The 13332-nt window shown below is 58.9% G+C and carries 8 protein-coding genes; 3 read left to right on the top strand and 5 right to left on the bottom strand.

Annotation, left to right across the window (positions count from 1 at the left end; genetic code table 11):
* The first annotated feature begins 1047 nt into the window (after positions 1–1047).
* Both WH367_RS15625 and WH367_RS15620 read left to right on the top strand, forming a co-directional pair.
* Positions 1048–3999: a DUF7933 domain-containing protein gene (locus WH367_RS15625; RefSeq protein WP_339536792.1), complete on the top strand. Its 2952-nt coding sequence runs from the start codon at positions 1048–1050 to the stop codon at positions 3997–3999.
* Between the two features lies 1 nt (position 4000).
* Positions 4001–4384 (top strand): hypothetical protein, encoded by a 384-nt coding sequence (locus WH367_RS15620; RefSeq protein WP_339536791.1) that lies wholly within the window; start codon positions 4001–4003, stop codon positions 4382–4384.
* A gap of 156 nt (positions 4385–4540) precedes the next feature.
* Here the strand turns inward: WH367_RS15620 and WH367_RS15615 are convergent, their stop codons facing one another.
* Together WH367_RS15615 and WH367_RS15610 are read right to left on the bottom strand one after the other, a co-directional pair.
* On the bottom strand, positions 4541–5464 hold the full coding sequence (locus WH367_RS15615) for a pyridoxal-phosphate dependent enzyme (protein ID WP_339536790.1): 924 nt from the start codon (positions 5462–5464) through the stop codon (positions 4541–4543).
* Between the two features lie 429 nt (positions 5465–5893).
* Positions 5894–6526: a response regulator gene (locus WH367_RS15610; protein ID WP_182323988.1), complete on the bottom strand. Its 633-nt coding sequence runs from the start codon at positions 6524–6526 to the stop codon at positions 5894–5896.
* Between the two features lie 499 nt (positions 6527–7025).
* On the opposite strand from WH367_RS15610, the gene WH367_RS15605 reads away from it, so the two are divergent.
* Positions 7026–7397, top strand: a complete 372-nt coding sequence (locus tag WH367_RS15605; RefSeq protein ID WP_021027374.1) for a response regulator — start codon at positions 7026–7028, stop codon at positions 7395–7397.
* Between the two features lie 172 nt (positions 7398–7569).
* Here WH367_RS15605 and WH367_RS15600 read toward each other — a convergent pair whose 3' ends face one another.
* The 3 genes from WH367_RS15600 to WH367_RS15590 all read right to left on the bottom strand — a co-directional run bounded on the left by WH367_RS15600 (position 7570) and on the right by WH367_RS15590 (position 13187).
* Positions 7570–8700, bottom strand: a complete 1131-nt coding sequence (locus WH367_RS15600; protein WP_339536789.1) for a hybrid sensor histidine kinase/response regulator — start codon at positions 8698–8700, stop codon at positions 7570–7572.
* A 71-nt stretch (positions 8701–8771) separates the two neighbouring features.
* The gene (locus WH367_RS15595) at positions 8772–9614 is read right to left on the bottom strand and encodes a CheR family methyltransferase (protein ID WP_021027372.1); all 843 of its coding nucleotides are present in this window, start codon (positions 9612–9614) and stop codon (positions 8772–8774) included.
* A 6-nt stretch (positions 9615–9620) separates the two neighbouring features.
* On the bottom strand, positions 9621–13187 hold the full coding sequence (locus WH367_RS15590) for a response regulator (RefSeq protein WP_339536788.1): 3567 nt from the start codon (positions 13185–13187) through the stop codon (positions 9621–9623).
* Positions 13188–13332 lie beyond the last annotated feature (145 nt).

The raw sequence follows: 13332 nt of genomic DNA, 5'->3' as shown, positions 1-13332 counted from the left end.
GGGAAGTTGCAAACTCAGCTAACTGAAGCCAGATGGCAGTTATGTTTTGAGAGTATCTATCGCGATTTTTGGGGAGTTCGTAGTGTCAATAAATGCTGGGATCAGTAAACCTTCATTTCTAAAAGCGCTCTGAATGCTTACCAGATGCAGCTGAAATTGCGCGTATATGCCCACTGCGACTCAGTATGCATCAGCGCAATGAGAATTTGTGCAACAGCATCAATTTATCTCAGAATTCGTTTGAGTCGATCACCTGATTAAGTATTTATAAATCCATATTGAAAATTCAATGTCAGTATTTAAGTTTTTAATCGACTAATACTCATAGTTAATAATTATTGAATGTTTGACGTTGATTGAAAATAGGTTTAAATTTTTGATCAGAGGGTCGATAAAAAACCATGAAAAGTTCTCGCCAGAATGTACATCAAACAACCCATTGGGCTTGGAGCGCCACCGCTCGCAGCCGTTGGGCACATGAGCAAAGGAGGTGGTATGCCATGCTTAAAGTTGCTGCGGATAGATGAAAGAGAAATCTGATGGCTGGAAAATCAGATCGCCATTGCCTGTTTGCATTGATGGTGGCATACGCGCACTGCGGCTTTTCTCAAGAAATCATGCTGGATTTGTTCCAGGAACCCAGGTCTGTATCCCAGCCGTGATTATTTTGATAAGAACGTCAGTGGAAATATTGATCCACTTAATGGATTCCTGTTACGCCAGTACGGGACCTTCATCTTGCCAGAAAAGATGGCTTGATCTTGAGAGACGATCTTCTGGCTGCAGGTGCATGTGTCGGTAGGTCATCTGTGCAAATGACCTGCGGCAAAGCACCTGGGGTGCAAATCACCTGGGGTGCAAATCACCTGAGGCTCAGGTGTTGCACTTCAAATTTGAGGTAGCCAAGGATAAATGCCCATGAATTCATATAATTACTTCATTTAAAAGTGCCATCTTCAATCAAGAAATTTTCTTTGCGCTATAGCGGGTGTACAGACTGCGCTAAATGGGCTTCGTATTATTTTCTGAAAAGCATGAGAGGATTGTATGATAAGAAATCACATTAAATTTATTATTTCACCTCTTTTGATTTTGGCTGGTTGCATTTGTAATCATTCCGCTTTGGCGGCTCCAGGCGTGCCAGCTGATCCGTTGGTGGTATGGAGTGAGGATTTTCAAAATTTACCGACTCCAACGCTAACGTCGGATGTCACTGATTTGCTTGGCTATACAGGCTTGAATCCTGCCAACCAGGCTTACACGGCTGACCCGCCTTGGACCAGTCCATCGAAAATGTGCAATGGAATTTTGGCTGCATACCATCAAAATCCTAACTCAACAGTAGGCATAGCTGCCTGTGCAGGTCACAAAGGCAGTTGGAACTTCTCCCAGCAGCTGAGTCAAGCGCTAGGGATTTTGAGAGGCCAAGACATAAATACAACTTCTCGCAACAATTATGCAGTGACTGCATTTACGACTGGGAATCCCGGTCCTAACTTGATAATTCTCAGAACAGAAGGTAATATCCCCTTGGTTGCGAGCAAACGATTCCTATTGACTTCAATAGATACGGCTGCACTTAACTGTCAATCAGGGCGTCCATTATTGCGCTTTTCATTTGTTGATCAGGATGGTGTAGAGGAAAATATTTCACCTGATGCTGTGGATGTCTGCGCTAATGGTTCCAGAGTGCCAGTGAGCGCACTAGGAGGTAATGTTGCTGGTACTGCAGTTGCAGGAATTATGAATTCTCCCGCAGCATTTAAATTTGCCGGAAGATCAGTTGGGTATATTATCCGGAATGCGCAGGGATCTGGAAATGGCAATGATTTCGCATTCGATAATCCAAAAATTTTGGATGCCACTCCTCAACTTGACAAGGAATTTGATCCGCCGTCGGTAGCGATGGGTAATTCCACCAACATAGTCTTCACGATCACGAATACCAGTGATCTGCTGGCAAAGGAAGCTTGGAGCTTTACGGATATACTCTCCCTAGGCCTCACGGTTTCAGGAGTTCCGACTACTAGCTGCCCCACAGCTTCGACAAATGTTTCAGCGCCAATAGGGGCTAATGTCATTTCGGTTACCAGCAGCTTGTCTAATGGGATGGCATCATGCACAATAACAGTGCCCGTGATGGCCTCTGCTGCTGGCATTTATCAGAATAACGAGAATAATATTAGCCTGCACGAATTTATTAACCCCCCACTTCCAGATACATCAAATCATCTAGAAGTCACGCCCGCTGCCGACATGCAAGCAAGTTCTTCGCTGCCTGCGAATGTCACCGCTGGGCAAACAGTTGCTGGCAGCATTACCTGCCTGAATGCAGGACCCAGTGCAGCGGACTCTGCAACATGTGGAATTTCTGGACTTCCAGCGGGTGCAACGACGAGCTGTACACCCGCCGTCCCCACGGCGACGCCACTCACTGTATCCGGCGCGATCTCTTGCGACGTTGGCTTTGTAGCGCCTGCTACGGGCGCCATTACAGCAACGATCACGGCGGGCAGCGCAACGCCAGACCCACTTCCTGCCAACAATTCAGTCTCCTATAACGCAGTGATCACGCCCGCTGCCGATATGCAAGCAAGTTCTTCGCTGCCTGTGAATGTCACTGCTGGGCAGGCAGTTGCTGGCAGCATGACTTGCCTGAATGCAGGACCCAGTGCAGCAGACTCTGCAACATGTGGAATTTCTGGACTTCCAGCGGGTGCAACGACGAGCTGTACACCCGCCGTCCCCACGGCGACGCCACTCACTGTATCCGGCGCGATCTCTTGCGACGTTGGCTTTGTAGCGCCTGCTACGGGCGCCATTACAGCAACGATCACGGCGGGCAGCGCAACGCCAGACCCACTTCCTGCCAACAATTCAGTCTCCTATAACGCAGTGATCACGCCCGCTGCCGATATGCAAGCAAGTTCTTCGCTGCCTGTGAATGTCACTGCTGGGCAGGCAGTTGCTGGCAGCATGACTTGCCTGAATGCAGGACCCAGTGCAGCAGACTCTGCAACATGTGGAATTTCTGGACTTCCAGCGGGTGCAACGACGAGCTGTACACCCGCCGTCCCCACTGCGACGCCACTCACCGCATCCAGCGTGATCTCTTGCGACGTTGGTTTTGTAGCGCCTGCTACGGGCGCCATTACAGCAACGATCACGGCGGGCAGCGCAACTGCAGATCCACTTCCTGCCAACAATGCAGTCTCCTATAACGCAGTGATCACGCCCACTGCCGATATGCAAGCAAGTTCTTCGCTGCCTGCGAATGTCACCGCTGGGCAAACAGTTACTGGCACCATGACTTGCCTGAATGCAGGACCCAGTGCAGCGGACTCTGCAACATGTGGAATTTCTGGACTTCCAGCAGGTGCAACGACGAGCTGTACACCCGCCGTCCCCACGGCGACGCCACTCACTGCATCCAGCGCAATCTCTTGCAATGTTGGTTTTGTAGCGCCTGCCACGGGCTCCCTTACAGCAACGATCACGGCGGGCAGTGCAGCTGCAGATCCACTTCCTGCCAACAATGCAGTCTCCTATAACGCAGTGATCACGCCCGCTGCCGATATGCAAGCAAGTTCTTCGCTGCCTGCGAATGTCACCGCTGGGCAGGCAGTTACTGGCAGCATTACTTGCCTGAATGCAGGACCCAGTGCAGCAGACTCAGCAACATGTGGAATTTCTGGACTTCCAGCAGGTGCAACGACGAGCTGTACACCCGCCGTCCCCACTGCGACGCCACTCACTGCATCCAGCGCGATCTCTTGCCACGTCAGCTTTGTGGCTCCTGCTATGGGCTCCATTACAGCAACGATCACTGCAGGCAGCGCAACTGCAGATCCAGAATCAGCAAATAATGCCATTTCCTATGAGGCTTCAATTAATACACAGCCGATGATAAAACGCGTGCCTACATTGAATCATTGGATGATTGCTACACTTTCGCTCATCCTTGGGGTAACTATTTTGTTTGGATTCAGGAAAAAATGAAGTGTTGAATACCAAGTCGAAGCATATTGTCGCGCTAGGGAAACTCTGCAAAACTTCCAACCGGCAACAGGGCTGGCATATGGCCATGCGCAAAGGCCTGCGCAAGCAGCTCGCTGTAGGCACTCCGCTGAGACTGTTGAAAGAGAAATACGAGCAAACCAAAGCCAGCATGCGTGCCAAAGTGGTGTACCCGTTTCGGGTGATCAAGCAGCAGTTTGGATTCAACAAGCTGCGCTACCGGGGCATTGCCAAGAACGACAACAAGCTGCAGACAATGTTGGCGCTGGTCAATCTGTGGTTGTTTTGCAGGAGTTTGAAGGGGGGTGCAGGCATGGGTGCGCCTGCAGGTGCCCCACACGGGCCAAAAGCCGTCAATGCGGCTTGAAACCTGGCGTCTAAGCTGCGTAATGGCAGGCAAATCGGCATCGAGCTGACAGGTCGATCTGAATGCCGTGGTGTTGCAGACCTTCCCCAGCGGTGGATCTGCTGACCCCATGGCTTGTCAGCAGCACCATGTCAGCATGATTTCAGTTACCGCGTATCAGCTCGCCAACTCGGCGCTCCACTGGGCGAGCTGGCGCGCGGTAATGCCAACGCCGCCGCAGAGGATGACCACGACGGACTGGGCTTGCTGCAGCAGCGGCGACGCGCTGTGCAGCGCCGCCACCGATGCGCCGCAGGCGGGCTCCACCAGCATGCGATGTTCCAGCAGCAGCTCTTCGCAGGCGGCCACCGCGGCGGCATCGGGTACCACCACGCTCTCGATGCGGTGCTCCCGGGTCAGCGCCCATGCGCGGTCGCAGACCTGGCGTGCGCCCAGCGATGTGGCAATCGAGGTGATGCCGGGCAGCAGGGTGGGCGCGCCGGCTTGCATTGCCCGGGCCAACGAATCGGCGCCTGCGGTCTCGGCGGCAAGGACCGGCACGGCGCCCCAGCCATTGCGCTGCAGACCTTCGACCACACCGCATAGCAGGCCACCGCCACCCACCGAGCAAACCACCAGATCGGGCCGCTCGCCTTGCCGCGCCAGCTCATCGATCATCGTGGCGTGACCGGTCCAGAGCAAGGAGTCATCAAAGGGGTGCAAAAAGGCATCGCTGGCCGTCATCAGCTGCTGGGCATGGGCATGGGCCTCCATCCACGATGCGCCGTGCACGATCACCTCGGCCCCTTCGGAGCGGATCAGGTCCTGGGCGCGCTGCGATGTGGTTGCCGGCACCACCACCGTCACCGGCGTCTGCAGCATGCGGCCGGCATAGGCCACTGCATAGCCGGCATTGCCGCCCGACGAGGATATAAAGCGCTTGGCGCCGCGCGACCGGTAGACCTCGCAGGCGTGGCCGATGCCACGCGTCTTGAACGAGCCGCTGGGCTGCAAGGTCTCGAGCTTCAGGCGCACGCTCTTGCCGGTGCGCAGCGACAGCGCGCGCGATGCGATGGTCGGGGTTTCGATATGGATGGCCATGGTGGATGTCCTTGCGTTCTGAATAGTGCCTGGGCGCTGCGTGCCGATGGGGCGGCCGAGCCGGTGCAATTGCCTCAGCCACCTTAGCCGCCTCATCGCATAGCGCGGGCGCGGCCAAGTAGTCGGTAATGGAGATGCCAGTGGCGCGGCATTGGGCGGGCAACAAGGCCGCAACCGCACAGCCAGCGCCGGCAGCAGGCCCACAGTGTAGGCGGCAAATCAGCGCATGGTGGCCAAGCGCTCGGTGGTGGGCGACAAGGGCATGGTGCGGCGCAGTGCTCAGAAAAACAGCGGGCTGCGGATGAGGGGAGGGCGATCTCGTGCGGCGCGGGTTGCCGGTAGTGCCTGGCCGCTGCCGCACACCACCACGTGCCCCGCCAAAGCAAACGCCACCCGAAGGTGGCGTGTGGCTTGTGGGGAGGCGGGCGATCAGCTGATCAGGCCGTTCTTCAATGCATAGTAGGTCAGGTCGCTGTTGGAGCTCAAGGTCATCTTCTCCATCAAGCGGGTGCGGTAGGTGCTCACCGTCTTGACGCTCAGCGACAGCTGCTCGGCCACATTGCTGGCGGTTTCGCCCTGGGCGAGTTTGAGGAACACCTGGAACTCGCGCTCGGACAGGTGCTCGTGCGGCGGGGCATCGTCCTTGCGGCCCAGCTGCTGGGCCAGCAGGTTGGCGACCATAGGAGTCAGGTAGCGCTTGCCCAGCGAGATGGTGCGAATCGCTTCCACAATCTCGCTCGGGTCGCATTCCTTGTTCAGGTAGCCGTTCACCCCTTGGCGGATCAGGTTGATCGCATAGTGCTCGGCCGGGTAGCCGCTCAGGATCAGGATGCCCATATCGGGCTCCTTGGCGCGCAGCATGGTCAGCGCATCGATACCGCTTTGGCCGGGCATCGACAGGTCCATCACCAGCACGTCAATCGATTCATTGCGCACCAGGTCAATGGCTTCGCGGCCATTGGAGGCTTCTCCCACGACGCGGATATCTACAAAATCCGCGAGAAATTGCTTCAGGCCGGAGCGAACGATGGCGTGGTCATCGACAAGTCCTACGTTGATCATTGGTCTTCCTTGGTAGCGGCAGCGCAGCTCTGGCTGACTGGCTCGCGGTCTTTTTTGAAACTGCACAACCGGATCGGATAACCACAGGTCACGGCACAAGCGGCCATGATTATCAAAATCATGCAGACCATAAATATATTATTCGCTGCGAGAATATCCAGAGCCGTATTGCTAAATTATAAATTTGATACTCGGTATTGACCTGTCTCAATGGTCGGTTTAATACCTTTTTCAACAGCCTCAATGGCTAGAACCTTAGTTTAACCATGGTTTGCAAATGCCTTGTGGGTGCGCGCAAACGGACACTGTCAGTGTAGGACTACAAAACGCTGAAACCGATTTTTTGACCTCGCCATCTAGCATGGGAATTTCCCCCGCTGGCACCATGTGGTATATTCCATCGGCATAAAAAGAAAATGTCCTACAAGGATAAATTCCTTGGTGCAAATCTCAGGTTGCAATAGTTTTATTGCAATAATCTTTTATTATTGGATTTGCAATGAAAATAGTCTATATAGAAGACAATGCAGAGCTGCGCGAGACCATCGGCTGCCTCATGGAAGGGCCGGGCCGCAGCATCACCTGCTGCGCCAATGCCGAAGATGCGCTGCAGCTCGATGCCCAGGCGCCGTTTGACCTGGTGGTGACCGATGTCAGCCTGCCGGGGCAATCGGGCACCGACCTGGCCCAGGCGCTGCTCAAGCAAGCGCCGCTGCGCTGGATTGTGCTGTGCACCGGCTACGACCTGGGCCACTACCCGGCGCAGTGGGGCCCCAATGTGCGCACCTTGCTCAAGCCTTTTGAGATTGAAGAGCTCGAAAACCTGCTCGGCCAGATCGAGGCACAGCGCGCCAGCGCCACGCTGCAATAAGCACTTCAGCACCCCCAGTGCCCTCGTGCGCTGATGCAAAAAAGGACGGCTTTGCCGTCCTTTTGCTTATGGGCTGGCGCAGCCGCCGGCCAGTCCGATCCATAAAAACTATAGCGCGCAGCAGCGCAGCGCTGGGGTGGATGAGCCGGTCAGTAAACCTTTGAACAGGCCCTTACAGCACCGCCTGCCGGCCCTGCGCCAGCGGCTGGCGCGGCAGCCGGATCTCAAAGCGGGTCTGGCCCTCGGCCGATTGCACCTGGATGGCACCACCATGCGCCTGGGCAATCTGCTGGGCAATATAGAGCCCCAGGCCCAGGCCTTCGCTTTGCCCGGGCTGGCGCTCGCCGCCCCGAAAGGGCTTGAACAGATCGGGCAGCAAGGCCGGCGGAATGGTCCCGGCGTTTTCGATGGCCAGCAGCACTTCGGCCGGCTGGCTGCCATCCAGCGTCACGCGGATCGGCGCATCGACCGCGCCGTGCTTGACGGCATTGCCCAGGATATTGCTCACCACCTGGGCCAGGCGCTCGCTGTCCCAGCGGCCCTGGGTGTCGCCCTGGGCCTGGTAGTGCAGCACGCGCTCGGTGCTGCACTGGCGCGCGTCTTCCACCGCTGCCGCGCACAGCGGGGCCAGGTCCATCTCGGCCAGGCTCAGGCGCAGGCCGCCGGCCTGGCGGATGCGGGTCACATCGAGCAAATCCTCGACCATGCGGGCCATGCGCTGGCTGTTGCCCAGCAGGCGCTCGGCCAGCTCTTCGTTCTTGCTCGCATCGGTCTGGCGCTTGAGCAAGCTGGCGCTCATCTTGATGGTCTGCAAGGGGTTGCGCAGGTCGTGGCTGAGCACCGCCATGAACATCTCGTTGACGCGCAGCGCCTCGGTGCGCTCTTGCAATTGCTGGGCCAGCTCCTGCTTGCGGCGGTGCAGCTCAAAAAAGATGTTCACCTTGGCTGTGAGCATGTCCGGGTCGATGGGCTTGTACAGAAAATCCACCGCGCCGCTCTCATAGCCCTGGAACTGCCAGTTCTGCTCATGCGTGCCCGCAGTCATGAAGATCAGCGGAATATGGCGCGTGCGCTCACTGCCCCGGATCAGCGCGGCCAGGTCAAAGCCGTTCATCTCCGGCATCTGCACATCCAAGAGGGCCAGCGCCACATCGTTGTGCTGCAGCAGCAGCTCCAGCGCCTCGCGCGCCGAGTGGGCTTTGAGAAACTGCACACCCTCGCGCTGGAGCAGCGCTTCCAGGGCGACCAGGTTCTGCGGAATGTCATCAACAATCAGGCATTTGATGCCGTCTATGGTCTTCATGGCGCTACAAGTCAAAAGCTAGGACCCATGGCATGCGGCGGCACGCCATCTGCGGGGCGGGTATGGTCAAACTAATCAATGCTGGGTTTTTTCTGGTATATCTTTTCCACCACCGCCACATCTTCAAATGCGGGCGCCTGGTTCGAAAATCGCAGCGATTCTTTCATGCCCAAACCCAAAAAACCGCGATGGCATAATGACTGCCGGAAAAGATCCAGCGCGCGGTTTTGCAAGTCGGCATCAAAATAAATCAGCACATTCCGGCACGATATCAAATGCATCTCGGCAAATACGCTGTCGGTCGCCAGGCTGTGGTCGGCAAATACCACGTTCTTGCGCAGCTCCTTGTCCAGCACAATATGGCCGTAATGGGCGGTGTAGTAATCGGCCAGCGAGCGTTTGCCGCCCGCTTTCAAATAATTCGCGGAGAACGACTCGGCCCGCTCAATGCCAAAAATGCCTTGTTCGGCCACGCGCAGCGCCTGCGAGTTGATATCGGTCGCATAGATCAGGCTGCGCTCCAGCAGGCCTTCTTCCTGCAGCAGGATGGCCAGCGAGTAGACCTCTTCGCCCGTGCTGCAGCCGGCCACCCAGATCTTGAGCGAGGGGTAGGTGCGCAAGAGCGGCACCACCTCGCGGCGCAACGCCGCAAAATACCCCGGGTCGCGGAACATGTCGCTGACCTGTACCGTCAGGTAGCCCAACAGCGCGGTAAATGCCGAGGGGTCGTGCATGATCCTGTCCTGCAGTTGCGACAGGGTTTTGCAGCCAAAGGAGGCAAGCGCCGCCTCCAGCCCGCGCTTGATCGATCCCTGCGCGTAACCGCGAAAATCATAGTGGTAACGGTAATAAATACCGTCGAGCAGCAGGCGCTGCTCAATCTCGGCAATCTCGGCCTTTTTGCGTAACGGCATGGGGCTTTATTTGGGCATCCAGACGCGCACCAGGGACAGCAGTTTCTCCACGTCCAGTGGTTTGGCGATGTAATCGTTGGCACCGGCGGCCAGGCATTTTTCCTGGTCGTCCTTCATGGCCTTGGCGGTCAGCGCAATGATGGGCAGGCGCTTCAAATGCGCGCGGCTGCGAATCTCGCGCATGGCGGTGTAGCCATCCATCTCGGGCATCATGATGTCCATCAGGACCAGGTCCACGCTGCTGTCTTCGCGGTCCAGTGCCTCGAGCGCTTCGCGGCCATTACGGGCAATGTCCACCGCAATGCCGGTGGGCTCCAGAATGCTGGTCAGCGCAAACACATTGCGCACATCGTCCTCCACCACCAGCACCTTGCGCCCTTCCAGCGCGGCCTCGCGGCTGCGGGCCTGGGCCAGCATCTGCTGGTGCTCGGGCGACAGGCGCGACTCCACCTGGTGCAGGAACAAGGTCACCTCATCGAGCAGGCGCTCGGGCGAGCGCGCATCCTTGATGATGATCGAGTGCGAGAAGCGCCGCAGCTGCAACTCTTCATCGCGCGACAGTGCCCGGCCGGTGTAGACAATCACCGGCGGGAAGGACACGCCGTCTTGCTCGGACATGCGCTCGAGCAGCGCAAAGCCGCTCATGTCGGGCAGGTTCAGGTCCATGATCATGCAGTCATAGGTGCCCTGGGCCAGGTACTCCAGCGCCTGGGTGGCGGTGCCGGCACACACCACATCGACCTCGCTGTTGCCCAGCAGGCTGTGCACGCTGTCGCGCTGGCGCTCGTCGTCTTCGACCAGCAGCACGCGGTGGATGTTCTGGGTGAACTTGGCCTCCAGCCGCTTCAGGGCCTGGGCCAGTTCTTCGCGCTGCACCGGCTTCAAGGCGTAACCCAGCGCGCCGCGCACCAGCGCTTCTTGCGAGTAATCGGCCACCGAGACGATGTGCACCGGAATATGGCGCGTGCTCGGGTTGCGCTTGAGCTGGTCCAGCACGCCCAGGCCCGAGAAATCGGGCAGGTTGATGTCCAGCACAATCGCATTGGGTAAAAACTGCAGCGCGGCCGACAGGCCATCGGCCGCATTGCGCGCCACCTGGCAGCTAAAGCCCATCTCGCGCGCCAGCTCTTGCAGGATGTCGGCAAAACGCGGGTCATCCTCCACCACCAGCAGATGGCGGCCCTGGATGATGGTGGGCAGCGCCAGATCGGTAGCCGATGCTGAGGCAGCGGTAGCAGCGGTAGCAGCGGTGGCGGCGCTGGCCAAGGCGGTGGCATCGGCCAGCGTGGTTGCGGTGGCCGCATCAGCCGTGGCAACGGCGGTATTCGACTGCATCGGGGCCATGGCCCGGGGCGCAGCGGCTGGCGCAATCGTCTTGATGGGCGCGCTCAGCGGCGCAGGCTGCACCGGGCGCAGCGCGTCAGCCGCCTTGGGCGCCACCGGCACTTCGGCGGCCGGGGCAGCCGCTGCCACCAGCGGCATATGAAAGCTGAACACGCTGCCTTGCCCCGGCGTGCTTTGCACGGTCACCTGGCCGCCCAGCAGCTGCGCCAGGTCGCGCGCAATCGACAGGCCCAGGCCCGTGCCGCCGTACTTGCGGTGGGTGCTGCCATCGGCCTGCTGGAAAGCCTCAAAAATCAGCTGCTGCTGGTGCTCGGGGATGCCGATGCCCGTGTCCTGCACCGCAAAGCTCAAGGTGCCCGGCTGGCTTTGCGACAGCTGCAGGCTCACGCTGCCCCGGTCGGTGAACTTGATCGCGTTGGAGAGCAGGTTTTTCAGAATCTGGCCCAGGCGCAGGCTGTCGGTCTGCGCATAGGTGGGCACACCCGGGGCAATATGGCAGCTCAGCGCCAGGCCCTTTTGCTGGGCCAGCGGGCGCAGCGGCTCGATGAGTGACTGCATCGCAGTGCCCAGGTTCACCGGCTCGAGCACCACATTGGCCTGGCCGGCTTCAATCTTGGCCAGGTCCAGAATGTCGTTGATCAGTGCCAGCAAATCATTGCCGGCCGCATAAATGGTCTGCGCGTACTTGACCTGCTCGCCCGTCAGATTGCCCTGCTTGTTGTCGCCCAGCAGCTTGGCCAGGATCAGGGTCGAGTTCAGCGGCGTGCGCAGCTCATGGCTCATATTGGCCAAAAACTCGCTCTTGTACTGGCTGGCCACTTCCAGCTCGCGCGCCTTGTCGGTCAGCGCATCCTTGGCGCGCAGCAGCTGCTCGCGCTGGTGCTCCAGCTTTTGCGTCTGCTCTTCCAGGTAGGCATTGGTCTGCTCCAGCTCCTGCTGCTGCTGCTCCATCTGCGCCTGCGAGCGCTGCAGTGCCTGGCTTTGCTGCTCCAGCTCCTCGTTGCTGGCGCGCATCTCTTCTTGCTGCACCAGCAGTTCTTCGGCCTGCTGGCGGGTCTCTTCCAGCAGCTTCTCCAGGCGCGAGCGGTCGATCGCCGAGCGCACTGCCACGGCCAGCACGGGCGACGCGCCTGCGAGCAAGTCCAGCTCGGCCGGCAGCACCGGGCGGGCAAAGCCCAGCTCGATCAGCGCATGCACCTGGCCGTTTTCTACGGCGGGGGCCAGCACCAGCTCCAGCGGCTGCGACTGGCCCAGGCTCGAAGTGATCTTCAGGTGGCTCTGGTCCAGGCCGCCCACCTTCAGCAGCTTGCCGCTGCGCAGCACCTGGCCGGCCAGGCCTTCGCCGGCCAGCAGGTGGGCCTGCAGTGCATCTGGGGGCAGCGCGTAGCCGCCAAACAGCTGGTAGCGGTCGTCCATGCCATGGCGGGCGTAGCCGGCACCCACGCGGGCGCCCAGGTAGCTGGCCAAAAACTCCAGCGCGCGTGCGCCCACTTCTTCCAGCCGGTGGTCGCCCTGCAGGCTTTGGTTCAGGCCTGCCAGGCCATCGGCCACCCAGGCCTGGCGCGCCTTGGCGCGGAACTCGCGCATCGACAGCGCGGCCGACAGAAGCACCAGCACCAGCATCACCACCGAGCCGCCCCAGGTGACATAGGTCGAGGTGATGGCGGCCTGTTCCCAGGCGCGGCGGCGCAGATCGAGCTCGGCGTTTTGCAGCAGGTACAGGCTGTTGACCTCGTTGTTGAGGCTGTCCATCACCAGCTTGCCCTTGTCGGTGCGCACCAGTGCCATCGCCTCATCGCCCCGGCCCGCTTGTTTCAGGTTAATCGTCGCTTCGAGCTCGCCGAGCTTCTGGTGGGCCAGCGCATCAATCGCCTGCACCCGCTCCTGGCGCAGCGGCGCGCTGTTGTTGCTGGCCGCCAGGCCCTTGAGCTGCGCCTCCAGCGCATCTTGCGCGCGCTGGTAGGGCTGCAGGTAGGCCGGGTCGCCCGTCAGCAAAAAGCCGCGCTGCCCGGTCTCTGCATCCTTGAGCGACGCCGAGAATTCATTGAGCTGGCGCATGGCCGCCGTCATGCGGTCGATGCTGGTCACTGCGCGAGCGCGCACATCGGCCGAGTAGACATTGACAATGGCGATGACCAGCGCAGCAATGGCGGCGGCGGCAAACCCCATCAGCATGGGCAGCGGCAAAGGGAACAGGCTGCGCGGCTGCGAAGAAGGAGATTGGGGCATGGAGGTGGCGGAGGTGAGGGCGGCTACAGGCACAAAAAGCAACGGCAAATTGTACTTGTACCTTTGTTAACAAATCTGTAGGCATGCTCCTACGGGGCCGCCTGGTTGGCTGTGGGAAGCCAGAGCCATTTTCGTCCACCCTCGG

It is taken from the genome of Comamonas sp. MYb21 (assembly GCF_037479395.1).
GTDB lineage: Bacteria > Pseudomonadota > Gammaproteobacteria > Burkholderiales > Burkholderiaceae_C > Comamonas.
This window is presented reverse-complemented; position numbering and strand designations above follow the sequence as displayed.